Origin of the sequence: Veillonella sp. 20925_1_51 (assembly GCF_041431445.1) — a bacterium.
Lineage (GTDB): Bacteria > Bacillota > Negativicutes > Veillonellales > Veillonellaceae > Veillonella > Veillonella nakazawae.
This window is the reverse complement of the sequence record NZ_JAPVXT010000006.1, coordinates 1-19,177: the sequence shown is the minus strand read 5'-3', so window position 1 is coordinate 19,177 and position 19,177 is coordinate 1. Positions and strand designations below refer to the sequence as shown.

Here is a 19,177-nt window from a genome sequence, read left to right as displayed (position 1 = left end):
GACCTCCACGATTCATATTAATGTTTGCAATATACCTTTATTGTATCACATTGAGCGATTACTTTTATACTTTTTATAGTGAAAGTTTTCTTTTCCCCGGTGTTAACAATGTCCAGTAATTGCTCTTGATGAGCTGATGTAAGCGTTAGATCAGAGTCAATGGTACTTACTAAACGCTGCCATAATCTCCGCTGTATTGCCAGTGGCTCCTGTCTCAAGGCACGGCGAGAGATTCTCACCTCATCCTTACCAATCGACACTAATTTATCAAAGGTTCTGGACGTTAAATCAGAGATAACCATTACATCTTCATTTACAGAACTTCCTAGTCGAACTATAGCATCTACCACAGCAGGGTTAACAGCTTCCAATTCAGGTATAATGCGATGACGAATCCTATTTCGCTGATATCGAATATCATCATTTGTAGAATCAATACAATACGTGAGCTTTCTATCGGCTAAATAAGCTAATAATTCCTCTTTTGGAACATCTAATAAAGGTCTAATCACAGGAATATCATAGTCATTGCTGACTACAGCCATACCTGTTAGCCCGTTTAATCCTGTACCTCTAATGAGATGCGCTAAAATCGACTCAGCTTGATCGTCTTTGTGGTGAGCTACTGAAATATAATCATACCCCTCAGACTGGGCAATTTCATTTAACCATTGATAACGTACTTGGCGGCCCATAGTTTCTTCAGACTTTTTATGTTCCTTACTTAGGCGCGGTACATCAAAGGTAGCGGAATAAAATGGCAGACCTAACTCTTCCACTTGATGTTGGAGCCACAAGACCTCATCTTTACTTTCAGGGCGAATACAGTGATCTACAATGGCTACACCTATTTTGTACGTTGTATGACGATGCGTAGCAATATCTTGTAATAAATACAATAGAGCCATTGAATCGGGGCCACCAGAGCAAGCTACTAGAATTCGACTATTTTCAGGAAATAGATTATGTGATTTTAAGGTGTGATTAATGGTTCGAATAAGTTCTTTCACATTCACGAGCCATCGCCTCCATACCATCTTGGTCGCTCACAAATACATGAGGAACCTCATAAGCATCCATAAAGGACGTTAAAATTTCTGCACCAGCTACGATGATATCGGCACGTCCTGCAGGTAAACCTTTTACGTGTAATCGCTCATCGCGACTCATGTAACGTAAGTTTAGAATGATGCCCTCTACTGTTTCACGACTTAATTTATGACCTTGTACCTTCGTACCATCATAGTTTTCAAGGCCTAAATCAATGGCCGCTAGCGTCGTTAGCGTACCACCGATACCAATGAATTCACCAAATTCACCTTGAATCATCATGGGATCCCAAAGGAATCGAGTTTCTTCCCATACTCGTTGAGGACCTTCATCAGACATAGATTGAAGGCGTACAGCCCCTACAGGATAAGATCGGCTCCAGTAAACGCCGTCCTTATTGCCTAATGCTAGCTCTGTACTACCGCCACCGATATCGATAGTTGTATAGTGACGACCATCATTCAACTGATCTCCTAAGGCACCATTAAAGCCATAAATAGCCTCTTCATCGCCCGTGAGAATACGCCATTCCATCGGACAATGTTCGCTAATGTACTCCATAAATTCAAGGCCATTAGATGCTTCACGAACAGCGCTCGTTGCAAAACCAAAGCAGCATTCCACCCCATATTGGTCTGCTAGTTTTTTTATTTCTGTAAAAGCTTGATAGGACGCTTCCATCGATTCAGTGCGCAATGTACCATCTGAATTACGTTGGCCTAAACGAGTAGTCCACAACTGTTTCGGCTCATAGTGCCATATATTATTTTCATAAGTAGCCAATAATAAGCGTACTGAATTTGATCCAATATCAATAATAGCTAACTTCATAATTGCTCCTTACATAATTAGTATGCCTCTAACACTATTATACTGTTAAGGCCTATACATAAGTAAAGAGATGGCTCAATGCCATCTCTCACTATTAATCTCGACGACCGCCTCGGCCTCCGCGTTTACCTTCTGTATTGCGTTTTAAATCGTGTAAGCGTTCATTGCTATCGCGCAAGAATGATTTCATCTTTGCTTCAAAAGCCTCTGTGCTTTGTTTAGATTGAACACGACGAGGACGTCGCTCTTCACTTGGTGTCTCTTTAGGTTGTGTTTGACGAATAGAAAGGCCGATTTTATTGCCTTCAATAGATAAAACCTTAACCTTTACTGGATCTTCAACCTTTAATACGGTATTAATATCTTCGACATACCCATGAGCTACTTCAGAAATATGAACTAGACCGGTTTGCTTCTCTCCTAAATCAACAAATACACCGAATTTTGTAATACCAGATACGGTACCATCAATAATGTTACCAACTTCGATTGCCATGCAACCTCCTAATTAATGCGGAAACCTCAAACTACAAACTAATGCGAATCTAAATTACTACAGTCAAACCTATTTTACATAAGGTACTTCACCAGGTTTTACAAGGCCGAGCTCCTCTCGAGCCACCCCCTCAATGGTCTTTGGATCTTGCAACTTAGCCTTTTCCTGTTCTAGTTCTTCATTTCGCTGTTTTAACTCTTGCAATTGTTGCTCAATATGTTGTTTTTCTTGATATACAGCCACCAAGCGATAGGCTTGCCCTAATAATAGCAGTACCATAATCCCTATACCAATTCGCTTGATCCACATGAGGATAATACGTTGATCCTGCGCTTTGCGATTAGGTCTAACCCGTTTGCGCGGCCTTTTTGGACGTTGTACTTCCATAGTGTCTTGAGTCATAATATCCCCCAAAAATATTCATCATCTGTATACTGTCATTTTTTAATTATATCACAGAACCTCGTTAGGGACTAAATAAAATTATCTATAGTTTACCTTATAACTATCATATAGTTAAAAAGGTCTTATCAGAGATAGACTTATTAGCAACAGCTACTATGGCCTTATAAAGTCTCTGCTTTATGAGCATATTCACGAATTACTGCACAAGACTTTTTAAATAAAGCTAATTCATCTTCAGTAAGCTTCAATTCAAATACATCTTCGATACCATCTTTGCCAATAACTGCTGGAGTCGATGCAAAGATTCCTTCTTCACCATATTGGCCATCTAGATAACAAGAACATGGCAAGACTTTCTTTTCGTCATGGAATACAGCACGAATTAATTCTGTTGTTGCACTAGCAATGCCGAACTCTGTGGAGCCTTTACCAGCCAATACGTGGTAACCACCAATTTTTACATCATCTAGCACTTGAGTATGATCAAGTGTAGGGAATCTATGATGCAATTCTTGTTGTAATTGTACTAACGGCTTTCCTTGTACATAAACATGAGACCATGGCACCATAGCACTACCGCCATGTTCACCTAAACAATAGGCTGTAATTGTACGGTTACTAATATTAAAAATGCGCGCCAATTCTTTTTGTAATCGCGCTGAATCTAAAGCTGTACCACTGGAAATAATACGTTTTGGATTCCAATTTAAATGTTTACATAAATAAGTAGCAACAACATCAGCAGGATTAGAAATAGAGATAATAAAACCATCAAAGCCAGACTTTTTAATTCGAGGAATAACATCCTTTAAAACCTCTACTGTATCACCAAGACTTTCTAAACGATCTTGATATAAATTTGGTAAAGGACCAGCGCTAAATACGAGAATATCACAATCCCCACAATCTTCAATAGGACCTGCAGTAGCTGTTACTTTATGAGGAATATAGCTAACAGCATCATTTATATCCATTGCTTGTGCTTTAGCTTTTTTCTCGTCAATATCCATCATATATAGTTCATCTACTTCACCTTGTAGAGCAAGAGAAAATGCTACATGAGAACCTACATGTCCAGTGCCAATAATACCTACTTTACGTAACTTCATAAGGGCCTCCTACGATTCGCACTAAAAGATATACATCTTCTAATACAATTCCACTTAAACCAGCGATTGCCATTATATGAATCGACAATGTTAAGTTATATTAAAACATATTGCTTGTAAAATACATAAACTATTATATACCTATTTTCTCATAGGTATATAAGAAAATAGATTTATAGCGATAAAAAAAGACTATTATAGGAAATCCTATAATAGTCCTTCTATTATATAGTTAGTCTCGTCCAGTAAAGAAGCTTACTACAGCAATCACTATAACTGCACCAACGATGGACGGAATTAATGCCATGCCTGCAAGACTTGGGCCCCAAGTACCAAGCAAAGCTTGACCTACAGAAGCCCCTACTAAACCAGCAATAACACGAAGAATAATCCCCATGCTTTGCGCCTTTTTAGTAATACGACCAGCTACAAAACCAATGAATCCGCCTACAATAATTGACCAAAGCATAATATACCTCCTATAAAGTCATCTCATCAAGATTAAGCGGGAATAAATCCTTATTCTCCATCACTTGCGGTGACTTTTCTAAATATTGTTTTCGCATTGACCATAAAATCTCTAAATCCTTTGGATCTAACTTGGACAATGCATATATCATCGTGAAATCTGAACCATAATGGCCACGCAAGCTATCGGGTACTCCTTTGGGTCCTTCTCCACCTAGACGATTATTAAAGAACCCTTGAATACGGCGACTATCTAAATCAATGATAATAAACCCTGACGCATCATATACATACAATGTATGATTTATACGCTTTAAAGCTCGTACCGTATTCGTTATAAAATACTGGTCCTTCATGTCAATGAGGGATGACTCATAACCTGAATGGTAAAAGTCCCCATAATAATGAGCTCCTCTATCTGTAGATTCCAACAAATCCTTGAGTATGGATTGTTCTGGACCACTAAAATCAGAGAAAGTTTTTACCATAGTAATCTCTCGTAAACCACGTTGGTAATTCTCGGTCTTCGGTGGCTCTATATGTTGACCACGAAAGGTAATAGGCATCAACCGAAGTGTATTATCAGCTAAATTATAAATACCATACCCTTCATAACCTAGAAAGTACACTTGTGAGTCGATGGACTTCATCGCTAATATTCGTTTTGAAATGATGGCATCACTAGAATTTACTAATGTATGCTCTTCTGGGTCTATGCGTACTGTTTTACTGTCGTAATTGCCACCTACTGCAAGCCAATAGGACAGCCCCACTACAATTAATGCTAGTATGCACAAACCGATACGTTTTATATTCATTTATACTCCCTATGAATCCCCAAGCATAAAACGTAATAATATATTGCCATTACAGTAAGTCCCTATTAATATAATCCCAATTCTAGGTATAACTGTAAATTTTATTTTTAATATCTTTGTAGATTTCTATGCCAAACTTAATGTAGCTAATCGCTCGCTAATTGACATACCCTTATAGGTAAAAGTTGGTAACAACTCATGTAAAGGTTCTAAGACAAAGGTTCTATCCCAAAAATAAGGATGCGGTATAGTTAGAGTTTCATCACAAATGGAAATCATAGAACCGGCCTCATCAAAAGCCAAAATAATATCTAAATCTAATGTACGTGGTCCCCAGTGAATGAGTCGTTCACGACCAGCCTCTTGTTCTAAGGACTGAAGTACACTTAACATTTCATGAGGATTCAAAGCACTTTTACAAGACCACATGCCATTAATAAATGACGCCTGATCTGTATATCCCCAAGGTTCCGTTTCTATCAAAGAAGAACTAATAACCTCTGAAACGGTCTCATGCCCTTGCAATAGGTGAAAAGCGGAATTAATATAGCCTCTTTTATCACCTATATTTGAACCTACACTGATGTAATAGGTATACATCAAATTTGACCTCTTGTAGTGACAACCTCAACATAATCTAGGATACCAGCAATAGGTACAGATGGTTTGCGCACCGTTACAGATAAGCCAACGATACCTTGATAATGTTGGTATAAAGAGTCGGCAATAAGTGCACCTAAACGCTCTAATAAATTATGTTTTTCTCCAGTCATAACAGATTCTACAAGCTCATATACTTCTACATAATTGATAGAATCCTCTAACTGGTCACTTTGACCGGCCTTTGTAAGATCCGTAGTAATTTCAACATCTACAAAAAAGCGCTGTCCTTGCTCTTGTTCAGATGTCAAATTGCCATGGTATCCATAAAATGCCATGTTTTTTAAAACGATTTTATCCATTATTCACCTCGTAATAGGCCATCTGCTACGGCCAAGGCGCGTTTGTGCATTTTCACATTATGAACACGCACCATATCAACACCTTGGAATACACCCGTAATACAAGCCGCTACCGTGCCTTCATCGCGCTCTTCTGGAGGCAAACCGCCCAACATAGAACCGATAAAACGCTTACGGCTAGGGGCAAGTAAAATAGGGTATTCATAAGCCGTTAATTCCCCTAAACGTTGCATAACTTCAATATTTTGTTCTTCTGTTTTACCAAATCCAATGCCTGGATCAAGCCAAATTTGTTGAGGTGTAATCCCCACTTTCAATGCTTTATCCACGGCATAGAAGAAGTATGCTTTCATATCTTCAATGATATCACCGTAGTTTGTATCATTGCTATTATGCATAATGATTACAGGCACCTTGTATTTTGCGGCTATTGCTGCCATATCAGGATCATAATGTAAGCCCCAAATATCATTTAAAATATGAGCGCCCTTTGAAAGTGCATAATCAGCAGTTTTAGCATGATAGGTATCGATAGATACAGGCACTGTAGATGCATTTAATACAGGCTCTATCAATAGAGATAAACGTTCAATTTCTTCATCTGCTGTCAATGGTGTACAGCCTGGACGCGTAGATTCTACGCCTAAATCGATAATATCAGCACCATCATTAATCATTTGCGTTACATGGGCTGCTGCTGCTTCTGGGGTGTTAAATTTACCACCATCAGAGAAAGAGTCAGGCGTACCATTTAGTATACCCATAATAAGGGTACGATCGCACAAAGATAAACTTTTGCCATCATTCCATGTATAATTTCTACGTTTAAACATTTGCCTGTCCTCCACCTAACATTGCCAACGCTTCATCACGTAATGTACCAGTCTCTGCTAACACACCACGGCTTTCTAATGTAATAACCTTTGAATCTTGCTGCATGGTTCCTTTGATAAGCATACATAACTGAGTCGATGTAATGCGTACGAATACACCATGAGCAGATAAATCATTCATAATTGCATCTGCTAATTCTGATGCTAACCGCTCTTGTAGTTGCGGCCTCCGGCTAAGGATATTAACAATATCTTGAAACTTGCTAAGCCCTGCCACACACCCATCCTTAGGTTGGTACACAATATCTACGGTTCCAAAGAATGGCAACAAGTGGTGCTCACACATAGAATAAAAAGGAATTCCTGTAACTGCCACAAGCCCTTTATAATCAGTACTAAATGTTTCACCCCAGGCTGACTTTGTATCTAATCCTACGCCACTGAATAATTCACTATATAATTCTGTTACACGACTTGGTGTTTTCTCTAGCTCTGGCGCCTCTGTATCAACAGATAAAGCCGCTAAAAATTGCTTTATCCCGTCCTTTGCACGTTGATTCATCGGTCCTCCTAAACGATTTTCGTCGTCCAATCCTCAATATTCCAAATATCCGTAACCCAATCTTTATAAAATTCAGGTTCATGACTTACTAAAACGATAGTTCCTTTGAACTCACGCAAAGCACGACTCAATTCTTCTTTTGCATAAATGTCCAAGTGATTCGTTGGTTCGTCTAATACGAGTACATTGTACTTATTTTGCATCAATTTACATAAGCGAACCTTTGCATTTTCACCACCAGATAACACGCGCATTTGTGATGTAATATGCTCGTTAGTAAGGCCACAACGAGCAAGCGCTGCACGCACCTCTGCATTAGTCATTGCCGGATATTCGTTCCAAATATAGTCTAGTGCAGTTTCAGAATTGGATGGTGTATCCTCTTGAGCGAAATAGCCTATTTGTAGGAATTCACCTTTTACCAACTCACCGCTTACCGGTTTTAATAAACCTAAAATTGTTTTCAACAATGTCGTTTTACCTAAACCATTAACACCGCGAATGGCGATTTTTTTATTTCTTTCAATTTGAAAGTCTACAGGTCTAGTCAACGGTTCATCATAACCTAACTCCAGACCAAAAGCCTCTACGATAAAACGACTTGGCGTACGACCTTCTTTAAAACTAAAGGAAGGTTTAATATACTCTTTTGGTTTTTCCAAAATTTCCATTTTCTCCAAGCGCTTAGCTCGAGAATTGGCCATGCCACGCGTTGCAACGCGAGCTTTATTACGTTGGATGAAGTCCTCCATACGCTCAATCTCTTGTTGTTGACGCTCATAAGCCTTAGCCGCTTGTGCCTTTTTCACTTCGTAAGCAGCTTGGAACTGATGATAATCGCCAGTATAACGCGTTAAGACCGCTTGCTCGATATGATAAATAACATTAACTACAGAATTTAAGAACTCCATATCATGAGAAATCAGGATAAAAGCATTTTCGTAGTTTTGTAAATAGTTTTGCAACCATTGAATATGCTCTACATCAAGATAGTTTGTCGGTTCGTCCAATAGCAAAATAGTTGGTTTTTCCAGTAATAGTTTTGTAAGCAAAACCTTTGTACGTTGACCACCACTGAGCTCCGTAACATCTCGGTCAAGCCCAATATCCATAAGACCAAGCCCTGCAGCGGTACGTTCGATAACCGCATCAATTTCATAGAACCCACGTTGCTCTAGAATTTCTTGCCATTCCCCAACTTGTTCGAGCAGTTTATTCATCTCATCTTCGGATACATCACCCATACGATTATAAGCGTCATTAATCTTTTGTTCCATGACGAACAAATCATCAAAGGCGCGTTGCAATACGTCGCGGATGGTCATCCCTTTTTCGAGGACTGCATGTTGATCCAAGTACCCAACAGTGACTTGGTTGGACCATTCAATTTTACCTTCATCAGGAGGAATTTTACCTGTAATGATATTTAGGAATGTAGACTTGCCTTCGCCATTGGCACCAATGAGGCCTACATGTTCGCCTTTTAATAGGCGGAATGATGCATCATCTAAAATTTGTCGCGCTCCAAAACCATGGGTTACATTTGAAACGGTTAAAACACTCATATCTATCTCCACCGGAATAAAAGCCGTCTTGTTGAAGACGGCTTGTTTCATACTTACTTAAATATTATATCTATTGTACCTTTTTGACCTCTATATGTCAAAAATTGAACATCACTTACCTACTGCATAACGCAAGGCTACCACAGCCATAATCTTAGCGCCCTTAATCGCTTGCTCCAATCCATAGTCAGAACCTGCTGCACAAGTGAACTCTGGTGTATGAGCTTCTAAGCCTAATCCAATCTGTAATGTGGGCTGTGCTGTTGGTACTTCATAAGATACATTTCCTACATCTGTACTACCATCAGCCTCATCATCAGGCAATATACGGGGCGTTTCACCAAATTCAGTCATCACATCGTTAAAGAGATCTAATAGCTGTTTATCTTGACGCATATCCTTAAAGAGAGGCTCATAATGATGCATCTCAACACGGGCGCCATAAGATACTCCGATCTCTTTAGCAGCCTCTTTGATAGCCGGCAAAATAATACCTTCTAAATCGTCCACCGTACTACCGCGAACAGTCATACGAAGCGTAGCCTTAGGAGTTACTACATTTGGTGCTGTACCAGCTTCGGTAAAAATGGTCCCTACAATAGCCCCTTTAGGGAATGTTTTCTTTAACTCTTTTATTTTTTGATATAAATCTACAGCACAGTCTAAGGCATTAATACCAGAGTCAGTTAATGATGCTATATGACAAGACCGTCCATGGAAGGTAATCTCTAGTGGATGCGTCGCTAATGATGTGCCCCCCACCTCATTTTCACCGCCTGGGTGAATGATGAGCGCCGCCTCATAACCCTTAAATAAACCAGCCTCTGCCATGTATACTTTACCACCAATAGTTTCCTCCGCAGGACAACCAAAGAAGGTCGTTCCCCACGCTTCCGGTGCACTTTGGCTGAAGGCAACAGCAGCACCTAAACTCATCATGGCAATGAGATTATGTCCGCAACCATGACCGAGTTCAGGTAACGCATCATACTCTCCTAAGAATGCTATTTTATATCTCGCATCATGGTTATGGTCACCACGTAGTGCCGTTTGTAACTCAGGATAATCTGTTAATCCTACTTGAGATGTAAAATTATGATTTTCTAAGAATTGGTGAATTATCTTAACTGCTTTATGCTCGTTTAAGCCCAATTCTGGGTTATCGTGTAAATATAAGGAGATATCGCGCAATTCTTCTGTCATACTATCTATGATGGCACAGGCACGAGCCTCTCGTTCTTGTAATATCATAACTTCCCTTTTTAATTTCTAATTTATACTGTTTATTATTTATTCTATCTAAGAAGAATGCGTCTATTTCGTATAGGGATGAACAATTATGGTATTTGAAATATACCTAAAGTTAATCATCGCTCCTAGTGGTAATGTTTGATGCGGCATTCCATGACCTGTTGGGACATAACATACAAAAGGCTCCAACAATTCAGGGTCTCTATTTTCCTCCATGTAGCGTAACGCTTCATAGCCTAAATCGTAATCACGCTCATCATCGTCGCCTTCACAATCTGTAAATGTACCAATCACTAAACCTTTAATACGACTCAATAAACCACTGAGACGAAATTGTTGCAACATGCGATCTAGCTTATAAGGTGCCTCTCCTACATCTTCAATGAATAGTAATGTATCCTCCCAAGATGCATCCTCTAAAAAATACGGTGTTCCCGACAACATAGATAACATCGTCATATTGCCGCCCCGTAAAATACCTTCTCCTAGCTCAGTACCAATAGCACCACGAGGCGGTTCAGGTAAGGGTTCTATGACTTGTAATTTACCTTCTAAAGTATTAAATAAAGCATCAATATCTGCTTTGCGTTCAGGCTTAAAATCTACGCCCATCGGCCCGTGATAGGTAATGAGTCGGCTATATCGATTGATCGCCATGTGAAGTGCTGTACAATCACTATACCCAATAAAAGCCTTTCGATGCTTACGGATTGCTGTATAATCTAATAAATCTAGATAACGCATCGTTCCGTAACCACCGCGCAAAGCTAGTACCGCCTCACAAGGTGCGTTGGTCATCATATATTGGAACTCTTCGGCTTGCTCCTCTGGTGTACCACCATACAAGCCTTTGCGATGTGCACTTTCACCCAAAAGAACATTATAGCCCTTTGCGTTACAAATTTCTTCTATTCTATGTAAATCTTCATCGCTTGCACTAGCAGGAGCCATAATGCCTATGGTCATGCCCGGTGCTAAGCGCTTTGGTTCAATCCAGTTCATATGTCCTCATAAAATACAACAAAAGACGTACACATAGTGTACGTCTTAAGTGTATCTTATTTGTATGCTTTTTTAAAGTCAACAAGGCCTAATGTAGTCCAGAAATAATTTTGAATACTTCCATTTGTTACATATGGTTGTGTTGTGAAATACAATGGCATTACTAGAGCTTCATCAAAAATCATCTGTTCTGCTTTATGCATCAACGCATCCCGTTCAGCCCCATTTGGTGTCGTACGAATACGAGCGATTAACTCGTTATAAGCATCACTATGGTACTGACTATCATTGTCTTCAGCAGAAAATACTTCTAAGAAGTTTTGTGGATCACTGTAATCCGCAACCCAAGAAGCACGAGCAACTTGATATTTACCAGCTTCTCGGTCGGCTAAGAATACCTTTGTCTCTTGATTTTGTAAGCGCACATCTGCACCAAATGCATTGACCCAAGCATCTTGTACAGCTTCGGCAATCGCTTTATGTAATTCACTTGTATTATACAAAATCGTAATTGGAGGCAATGGATGATTTTTATCATAGCCAGCGTTTTTCAAGATTTCTTTAGCTTGTTCTACATCTTCATAAACAAGATAGCTACCCGCTTCACGGAAATCTTCACGCCCATTACTTTCAAGCATACCGTAAGGAACAAAGGCATAAGCAGCCTCTTTACCACCGCGAACAATATTGTTAACAATATTAGCACGGTTGATAACCATGGAGAAAGCTTTACGCACCTCAGGATCTGTGAAAGGTTCTGCTTTCACATTGAATACGTAATAATAGTTACCAAGCATAGGTCCAATATGTAATAGACCTGCCTCTTCTAATCGTTTTTGGTCCGCTACAGGAGGCTCAACCGTCATATCTGCTTCGCCACCTTCAACCAATGTAAGGCGTGTGCTTTGGGATTCACTAATAGGCCAATTCATTTTCTCTGTTTTCACAGAATCTGCATCCCAATAGTTAGGATTCTTAATGAAATCCATTTCTCCATTATGCTTCCAGGATAGTAAGCGGTATGGACCATTAGATACAAATGTATCCGCATTGGCAGCCCAGTTTTCATGAGCCTCTACATCTTTTTGGCTCACTGGATAATAGCTATGAGAAGCTAGTAATTTTAAGAAATACGCTGTTGGATTCTCTAAGGTAACTACTAATGTATTATCATCAGTGGCCTTAACGCCAACATCATCAGCTGAAGCGTCACCATTATTAAAGGCTTCGCCATTTTTTAATACATATAACATATATGCATTGTCCGCATGGACTTCAGGGTCTAATACGCGTTTCCACGCGTATTCAAAGTCATGAGCCGTCAAAGGCTCTCCATTAGACCATTTCAAATCAGGTCGTAAATGGAAGGTATACTCGCGACCATCATCAGAAATATCCCAGCTTTTAGCTAGTGCTGCCTCTGGTTCACTTTCATCATTTAAACGAACTAAACCGTCAAATAATTGAAGTTGAACTGTAGCCTCCGGAGAGGTAGTAGACTTTGCTGGATCCAATGTGGATGGTTCCTGCTCAATAACATATCGAATGGTATGCTCATCAATTGGTTGTTCCCCGCGAGGATAACCAAATACAAATAAGAGCACACTCACCCCAAGAGCAAGGACCATGAGTTTTAACAAATTTCGTTTATCCATCATGGCAATGCTTCCTCTACAAATTCTTTCATGATACGCCCTACTTGAGCGCCTAACTCTTTACCTCGGTCATTATCGATATCGCTCATCAAGAGGATAAAGCAGAAATGACCTCTAAATGTTTCTAATACGCCTCCATCGTGCTCTACGCGATCAAGGGATCCTGTTTTATGGTGAAAGCGTGTATCTTCGCCCCAATAAAATGGCAAGATATCACGGAATTGTTGGCGACCTAAAATATTCCACATTTCTCGGCCATAAGCATCTCTATCACGACATTCAAAAATGTGTTTATACAGACGAGCCAATGACAATGCAGTCAAATGGTTATCACGGCCTTCTGCTAGAGCGTCAAAGTCCATCATCATACGATTGAGTTCTATTTCATCTACACCAAGCTGTTCTGCACGAGCATTGATATTCTCCATGCCTAGAACAGTAATGAGTAAATTTGTCGCCATATTATCGCTAAGAACCATCATAAGACGACATAACTCAAGATACGTAAAGCTATGCTTTGCTACCAGTTCTTGTAATGCACCACCGCCTTCAACACGTGGTGTTCTAGATAGAGGAACTGTATCATTAAGATCCAACTGCTCTGTACGAGCTAAATGGAATACATACTCCATAACGAGTACCTTAATCAAACTTGCACTAGAGTGTACCGTATCTTCCCCTTTAGAAGCAATAATAGTCGGCTCCTCTTCATCGTCAAATTGAAGTACTACATAGGATATATTCCCCTTTGGTGCTAATTCTTTTATCACTGTATCGAGTTGATGTTCTAAGGACTTGCCAACAAGTAACTTTTCCATACTATTCTCCCATTATATGTGCCAGCATGCGATGCGGCGATCTGCCCAATCACGAAGAGGCGGACGTTCAGTAAAGCAACGACCTTCTGCCTCTGGACATCGACCACTAAACAAACAACCTTTCGGTGGGTCTAGTGGATTTGGTGGGTCCCCTTTAAGAGGTGCTCCAATTGGAGCATGTGGTATAACAGGACCATTTAAGGCCGTCAAAGCACGAGTGTAAGGATGTTGTGGAAATTCATATAAATCCAGTGCTGGACCTTCTTCCATAACAGCACCTAAGTACATAACCACCATGCGATGACTGATGTAGCGCACCATGTTTAAATCATGAGAAATAAAGAGGTACGAAATACCATGTTGTTCTTGTAATCGTTCAAGCAATGTCATAATTTGCACTTGAATCGATACATCTAGTGCTGAAATCGGTTCATCACAGATGATGCACTGCGGCTGCATAATAAGAGCCCGTGCAATACCGATACGTTGACGTTGACCACCAGATAATTCATGAGCATAACGCTCACCAAAAGACATGTTCAAACCAACTTGATCAAGCACTTCTTTTACACGAATAACGCGATCACGAGGTGTATACTTTGGATCCAGCTCCAAAGGTTCTTCTATAATCGCATTAACCGTAAGACGTGGATTAAGTGATGCATAAGGATTTTGGAATACCATTTGCATCACAGGATGAACGGCTTTACGATCCACATAAGGATCAATCTGACGACCATTCATATAAATAGAACCTGATGTAGCTTGATGCAAGCCCATCAACGTGTAGCCAAATGTGGATTTACCACAACCTGACTCACCTACGATACCGAGGGTTTCCCCTGGCGATTGATATAGGCTCACGCCTTGTACAGCGTGTACCGTGTGTTTTGGCTTAAATAAGCCCCCTGACAGAGTGAACTCTTTAACGAGATTGTCAGTTTCCCATACGTAACTCATTAAAGTCCCTCCAACTTAGCTAACCAACATGTAAATTGGTGACCTTCACCAACATTTGTAACCATAGGAATACGATTACCACAGATACGCATAGCCCACTTACACCGTGGATTAAACGCACAACCTCGTGGTAGATCAAACAGATCTGGTGGTTGACCTTCAACGGCTTTTAACTCACCATGCCATTTACCTTGTGGTAAAGCGAGTAACAAGCCCAATGTGTACGGATGACGAGGTTCATTAAAGATACCTTCTACCGTAGCAGATTCAACACATTTACCAGCGTACATAACCATAACGCGGTCGCAAATTTGAGCAATAACGCGGAGGTTATGAGAAATAAAGATAATGCCAATACCAGCTTCTACAGCTAATGTTTGCATAAGGCGCAAGATTTGAGCCTCTGTTGTAATATCTAGAGCCGTTGTCGGTTCATCACAAATCAAAATTTTTGGACGACCTGCGACAGCCATGGCGATACAAACGCGTTGGCGCATACCACCACTCAACTCATGAGGATATTGAGATAATCGTCTTTCCGGTGTTGAAAGGCCCATCTTCTTTAATAAGTCGATGGCGATAGCTCGTTCGTCATAATCCTCACCATATGCATTGGTACGATGGATAACCTCATACATTTGTTCCCCAATCGTCATGATTGGATTCAAAGATGTCATAGGGTCTTGGAATACCATGGCAACAGTAGTACCGCGGAGTTCATTCCAGTCATCTTCAGTAAATTCAAGGCAATCATTGCCATCAATCATAAATGTATCGGCTTTGATTTTTGTTTTGCCATATGGTAGCAATCCCATTAAGGAATTAACTAGTACAGATTTACCACAGCCTGATTCACCAACAATACCTAAAATCTCACCTGGTTGTAAGGAGATATCTTGATTGCGAATAACCCGCAAAGGGCCTTGGAAGGTATCGATGGTAATGGACACATTGCGCACATCAACAATTGCGTTATTCATTATCTATCTCCTTCCTTAGGGTCTAACACATTACGTAAGCCATCGCCAAGGAATGCGAAACCAAGCATGGTAACACTAATGGCAACAGCAGGGAAAATCAATTGGAATGGATAAGAGCGCATGCTGCTAATCCCTTCAGAAGCGAGTACACCCCAGCTCGCCATAGGTGCATTAACACCTAAACCGATGAAGCTAAGGAATGCTTCTGTAAAAATAGCCTCTGGAATGGCCAATGTCAATGTAATGATGATTGGTCCCACGCAGTTTGGCAAAATATGACGCAATAAAATGCGATATTTGGGAATACCCATCGCTTCAGCAGCAATGATGTATTCTTCATTTTTAACTTTCAAAATTTGGCTACGTACGATACGGGCCATATTGAGCCAGTACGCAATGCCCAATGCTACGAAAATAGACGTTAAACCAGGGCCAAGTACAACCATCAACAAAATTACGTAAAGTAAAAGTGGAATACCGTACAAAACATCCACGATGCCCATCATGATGCGGTCAACCTTGCCACCAAGGTAACCTGCAATACCGCCATAGGTAACACCAATAACAAGATTGATGAAAGCCGCTACAAAACCGATAGTTAAGGAAATGCGAGCGCCGTACATAACGCGCGTATAAATATCGCGGCCCAATGTATCTGTGCCAAACCAATGACTAAAGCTCGGACTTTGGTTCGCATCGATTAGGGATTGATCCGCATAAGTATACGGAGAAATAAGGGGGCCTAAAATAGCCAACACAATCATAACCAAAATGATGGTTGCACCTACTACAGCTAAGCGATTCACCTTAAATCTCGCCCATTTACTAGGACGTTTTATAAAGCTTGTAATTTCTTCTTGAGGAGTTCGTTCAATAGGTAAAAAATCTTCCTTATTCATCTGTCCCCTCCTCTGTCGTAACACGTGGATCAATTAACGGATAAATCATATCCACCAAAATATTAAGAAATACTACAAGAGCACTATAGAAAATCGTAATGCCAAGGATAACCGTATAGTCGCGGTTGTAAATGGACGTTACAAAATACTGTCCAAGGCCCGGAATAGCAAAGATTGTTTCTACGATAAAGCTACCTGTCAAAAGGCTAGCAGCCAATGGTCCCAAGTACGTAATAACTGGCAAAATAGCATTGCCTAATGCATGACGAGTCAAAATAGTCCAAGAACCCAAACCTTTGGCGCGAGCTGTACGGATATATTCTTGTTGGTACACATCTAGCAAGCCACTGCGCGTTAAGCGTGCAATGAATGCCATAGGTTGTGCTGCTAACGTCAACACGGGTAGAACCATATAAGATGGACCACGCCATAAGGCCACTGGGAACCATCCCAGTTCAAAGCCCACCACATATACAAGAACGGCACCTATAATAAATGTAGGCACAGAAATACCAATGGTAGATAATACGGTAACCGCATAATCAACGATACCATTAGGGCGCATAGCACTAATAGCACCCGCTGCAATACCACCTACTACAGCCACCATTAATGATAATAAACCGAGCTGCGCAGAAATTGGGAATGCATCACTGATAATATCGTTCACACTACGACCTTCATACTTATATGATGGTCCCAAATCGCCGGTAATAACACCACCTAAATAATCACCATACTGTTTCCATACAGGAGCATCAAGATGATACTTTGCTTCAATACTTGCTTTCACCTGAGGTGGTAATTTCTTTTCAGTCGTAAAAGGTCCCCCCGGTATTGCATGCATTAATGCAAACGTTACGGTAATGATGACCCATAAGATTATGATTGCGCCACCTAGACGTCGAAATACATACCTTGTCATTGTCACTATCCTCCATAAAAAGTCTATCTGTTTTATTATACTACATTATGAAGTTAATTTCATGAATTACATCATTACATTTACAGAAAGCCCTACATAACGTACAATAAAATATATAATATTTTGGAGGTGTCTATGACAGAAGTACCTAGAGTCTTAACAATTCAAGACATGAGCTCCATCGGCCGTTGTGCCCTAACCGTTATGATTCCAATCATCAGCGCTATGCGTTGCCAAGCGGTTCCATTGGCAACAGCTGTATTGAGTAATCACTTAGAATATCCACACTACGAGTTTGTAGATTTATCGGCACATATGAGAGATTTTATGGACTGCTGGGATAAAAACGAAATCGACTTTCACGCTATTGTAAGTGGTTTTTTAGCATCGCCAGAACAAATTCATCTCGTGGAAGAAGCCATCGATCGCTTCGGTAACAATGGCCAAATGATTATCGTCGATCCTGCTATGGCCGATGATGGTCGCCTCTACTCTATTTATACACCAGATATGGTAGTAGCTATGCGCCAACTTGTTTCCAAGGCTCATATTGTAAAGCCTAATTACACGGAGGCTTGTTTCTTATTAGATATTCCATTTTCTACAGATCCTATTAGCGATGATGAATTGCGCGATCGTTGCAAAAGATTGTACCAAATGGGGCCTGACATGGTTATCATGACCAGCGTACCATCTGAAACGCATGCGGTTATCGCGGTCTATGATGGGCCAACTGATTATTTAAAAACTTATGATATTCCTCTTATCCCTGTGAAAGCTACAGGAACTGGGGATATCTTTACTGCTGTATTATCCGGTGCAGTAATGAGGGGATATTCACCTTATGATGCGGCAGAGTTAGCAATGAATTTTACTACCAAGGCGATTCAAGCCACAGTGGATACTGTAAAATCAATGAAGCAAGGTGTAGCCTTTGAGCTAGTCTTGCCAGAATTAACTCAACTATAAGATATAAATAAAGGGGAACTTATGGATTTACTCTATGTTGTATTACGAACACTACTCATATGTACTGTCGGTTTGCTCATTGCATTCCAAGGTCGACGTATGGGATTATCGATTTTTAATCTAACGGGACGGTTAAATCGACTACAATTTATCATATGCTTCATTGTTTTAATGATTTTATTCCACATCGTTCACTACATTGATGATCTATTCTTGGACTTTGTTGTTTCTTTACCTGCCTATTGGTTTACAAGGGTTGTTATATGGATTTTATTAGCATCCTTATTCCCATTATCCTGCATCTTATTTGGCCGTCGTATTCATGATATCGGCTTTAATGCTTGGGCAGGGATTCTATGGTCGGTAATCATCATTTTCATCAATACCTATTCTGCTGTATCGCCATTCAATTACTTGCTTGAACTTTTCGTATGGCTCATAGGCTTCCTCTTTTGGGTATTGCCTGGTCAGCCAGAACCGAATCAATATGGGAATCCTCCATTTATGTCTGTGAATAGACCAACTTATGAGTCAATGCAACCGTCCATATCTCATAGGGAAAAAGAAATCCGCAAAACGGTGCGTAAACGACGTAAAAAACGATAACAAATTAATAAAT

At 40.2% G+C, this 19,177-nt stretch carries 22 protein-coding genes; 2 read left to right on the top strand and 20 right to left on the bottom strand.

What is annotated here, in order from left to right; all coding sequences use genetic code 11:
- Positions 1 to 17 precede the first annotated feature (17 nt).
- The 20 genes from tilS to O3607_RS07120 all read right to left on the bottom strand — a co-directional run bounded on the left by tilS (position 18) and on the right by O3607_RS07120 (position 17,589).
- The gene (gene tilS, locus O3607_RS07215) at positions 18 to 1,016 is read right to left on the bottom strand and encodes a tRNA lysidine(34) synthetase TilS (protein ID WP_371443631.1); all 999 of its coding nucleotides are present in this window, start codon (positions 1,014 to 1,016) and stop codon (positions 18 to 20) included.
- On the bottom strand, positions 985 to 1,881 hold the full coding sequence (locus O3607_RS07210) for a phosphatase (RefSeq protein ID WP_371443630.1): 897 nt from the start codon (positions 1,879 to 1,881) through the stop codon (positions 985 to 987). The genes tilS and O3607_RS07210 overlap by 32 nt, the downstream gene beginning before the upstream one ends.
- A 94-nt stretch (positions 1,882 to 1,975) precedes the next feature.
- The gene (locus O3607_RS07205) at positions 1,976 to 2,377 is read right to left on the bottom strand and encodes a S1 RNA-binding domain-containing protein (RefSeq protein WP_105090280.1); all 402 of its coding nucleotides are present in this window, start codon (positions 2,375 to 2,377) and stop codon (positions 1,976 to 1,978) included.
- Positions 2,378 to 2,446: 69 nt separating this feature from the next.
- Entirely contained in the window at positions 2,447 to 2,779 is a 333-nt protein-coding gene (locus O3607_RS07200; protein WP_043006286.1) for a septum formation initiator family protein, read from the bottom strand.
- 164 nt (positions 2,780 to 2,943) lie between these two features.
- Complete coding sequence (locus O3607_RS07195; protein ID WP_287539398.1) at positions 2,944 to 3,891, bottom strand: L-lactate dehydrogenase; 948 nt, start codon at positions 3,889 to 3,891, stop codon at positions 2,944 to 2,946.
- A 232-nt stretch (positions 3,892 to 4,123) separates the two neighbouring features.
- A complete protein-coding gene (locus O3607_RS07190; protein ID WP_005387228.1) occupies positions 4,124 to 4,360 on the bottom strand; it encodes a GlsB/YeaQ/YmgE family stress response membrane protein in 237 nt (78 codons plus the stop codon).
- Positions 4,361 to 4,370: 10 nt separating this feature from the next.
- A complete protein-coding gene (locus tag O3607_RS07185) occupies positions 4,371 to 5,177 on the bottom strand; it encodes a hypothetical protein (RefSeq protein ID WP_024066856.1) in 807 nt (268 codons plus the stop codon).
- Between the two features lie 126 nt (positions 5,178 to 5,303).
- Positions 5,304 to 5,777, bottom strand: coding sequence for a 2-amino-4-hydroxy-6-hydroxymethyldihydropteridine diphosphokinase (gene folK, locus O3607_RS07180; RefSeq protein WP_178885365.1), 474 nt, complete (start codon positions 5,775 to 5,777; stop codon positions 5,304 to 5,306).
- Positions 5,777 to 6,139 carry a dihydroneopterin aldolase gene (folB, locus tag O3607_RS07175; protein WP_005387223.1) on the bottom strand — a complete coding sequence of 121 codons (363 nt, stop codon included), beginning with the start codon at positions 6,137 to 6,139 and terminating at the stop codon, positions 5,777 to 5,779. Before folB ends, folK begins: the two co-directional genes overlap by 1 nt.
- Positions 6,139 to 6,972: a dihydropteroate synthase gene (folP, locus tag O3607_RS07170; RefSeq protein ID WP_227283349.1), complete on the bottom strand. Its 834-nt coding sequence runs from the start codon at positions 6,970 to 6,972 to the stop codon at positions 6,139 to 6,141. Before folP ends, folB begins: the two co-directional genes overlap by 1 nt.
- A complete protein-coding gene (gene folE, locus O3607_RS07165) occupies positions 6,965 to 7,534 on the bottom strand; it encodes a GTP cyclohydrolase I (protein WP_005387220.1) in 570 nt (189 codons plus the stop codon). Before folE ends, folP begins: the two co-directional genes overlap by 8 nt.
- A gap of 8 nt (positions 7,535 to 7,542) precedes the next feature.
- Complete coding sequence (locus O3607_RS07160) at positions 7,543 to 9,099, bottom strand: ABC-F family ATP-binding cassette domain-containing protein (RefSeq protein ID WP_371443629.1); 1,557 nt, start codon at positions 9,097 to 9,099, stop codon at positions 7,543 to 7,545.
- A 111-nt stretch (positions 9,100 to 9,210) separates the two neighbouring features.
- Positions 9,211 to 10,350, bottom strand: coding sequence for an amidohydrolase (locus O3607_RS07155; RefSeq protein ID WP_371443628.1), 1,140 nt, complete (start codon positions 10,348 to 10,350; stop codon positions 9,211 to 9,213).
- Between the two features lie 63 nt (positions 10,351 to 10,413).
- Entirely contained in the window at positions 10,414 to 11,352 is a 939-nt protein-coding gene (locus O3607_RS07150) for an LD-carboxypeptidase (RefSeq protein WP_287539394.1), read from the bottom strand.
- 56 nt (positions 11,353 to 11,408) lie between these two features.
- Positions 11,409 to 13,010: a peptide ABC transporter substrate-binding protein gene (locus tag O3607_RS07145; protein ID WP_371443627.1), complete on the bottom strand. Its 1,602-nt coding sequence runs from the start codon at positions 13,008 to 13,010 to the stop codon at positions 11,409 to 11,411.
- Positions 13,007 to 13,825 carry a serine hydrolase gene (locus tag O3607_RS07140; protein WP_295216377.1) on the bottom strand — a complete coding sequence of 273 codons (819 nt, stop codon included), beginning with the start codon at positions 13,823 to 13,825 and terminating at the stop codon, positions 13,007 to 13,009. Before O3607_RS07140 ends, O3607_RS07145 begins: the two co-directional genes overlap by 4 nt.
- Before the next feature lie 12 nt (positions 13,826 to 13,837).
- Entirely contained in the window at positions 13,838 to 14,785 is a 948-nt protein-coding gene (locus O3607_RS07135; protein ID WP_371443626.1) for an ABC transporter ATP-binding protein, read from the bottom strand.
- Positions 14,785 to 15,765: an ABC transporter ATP-binding protein gene (locus O3607_RS07130; RefSeq protein WP_005387205.1), complete on the bottom strand. Its 981-nt coding sequence runs from the start codon at positions 15,763 to 15,765 to the stop codon at positions 14,785 to 14,787. The genes O3607_RS07135 and O3607_RS07130 overlap by 1 nt, the downstream gene beginning before the upstream one ends.
- Positions 15,765 to 16,664: an ABC transporter permease gene (locus O3607_RS07125; RefSeq protein ID WP_005387203.1), complete on the bottom strand. Its 900-nt coding sequence runs from the start codon at positions 16,662 to 16,664 to the stop codon at positions 15,765 to 15,767. The genes O3607_RS07130 and O3607_RS07125 overlap by 1 nt, the downstream gene beginning before the upstream one ends.
- Complete coding sequence (locus O3607_RS07120; protein ID WP_371443625.1) at positions 16,657 to 17,589, bottom strand: ABC transporter permease; 933 nt, start codon at positions 17,587 to 17,589, stop codon at positions 16,657 to 16,659. Before O3607_RS07120 ends, O3607_RS07125 begins: the two co-directional genes overlap by 8 nt.
- Positions 17,590 to 17,724: 135 nt before the next feature.
- On the opposite strand from O3607_RS07120, the gene O3607_RS07115 reads away from it, so the two are divergent.
- Positions 17,725 to 18,558 carry a pyridoxamine kinase gene (locus tag O3607_RS07115; protein WP_178885379.1) on the top strand — a complete coding sequence of 278 codons (834 nt, stop codon included), beginning with the start codon at positions 17,725 to 17,727 and terminating at the stop codon, positions 18,556 to 18,558.
- Positions 18,559 to 18,579: 21 nt separating this feature from the next.
- The gene (locus O3607_RS07110; protein ID WP_316067274.1) at positions 18,580 to 19,164 is read left to right on the top strand and encodes a DUF805 domain-containing protein; all 585 of its coding nucleotides are present in this window, start codon (positions 18,580 to 18,582) and stop codon (positions 19,162 to 19,164) included.
- Positions 19,165 to 19,177 lie beyond the last annotated feature (13 nt).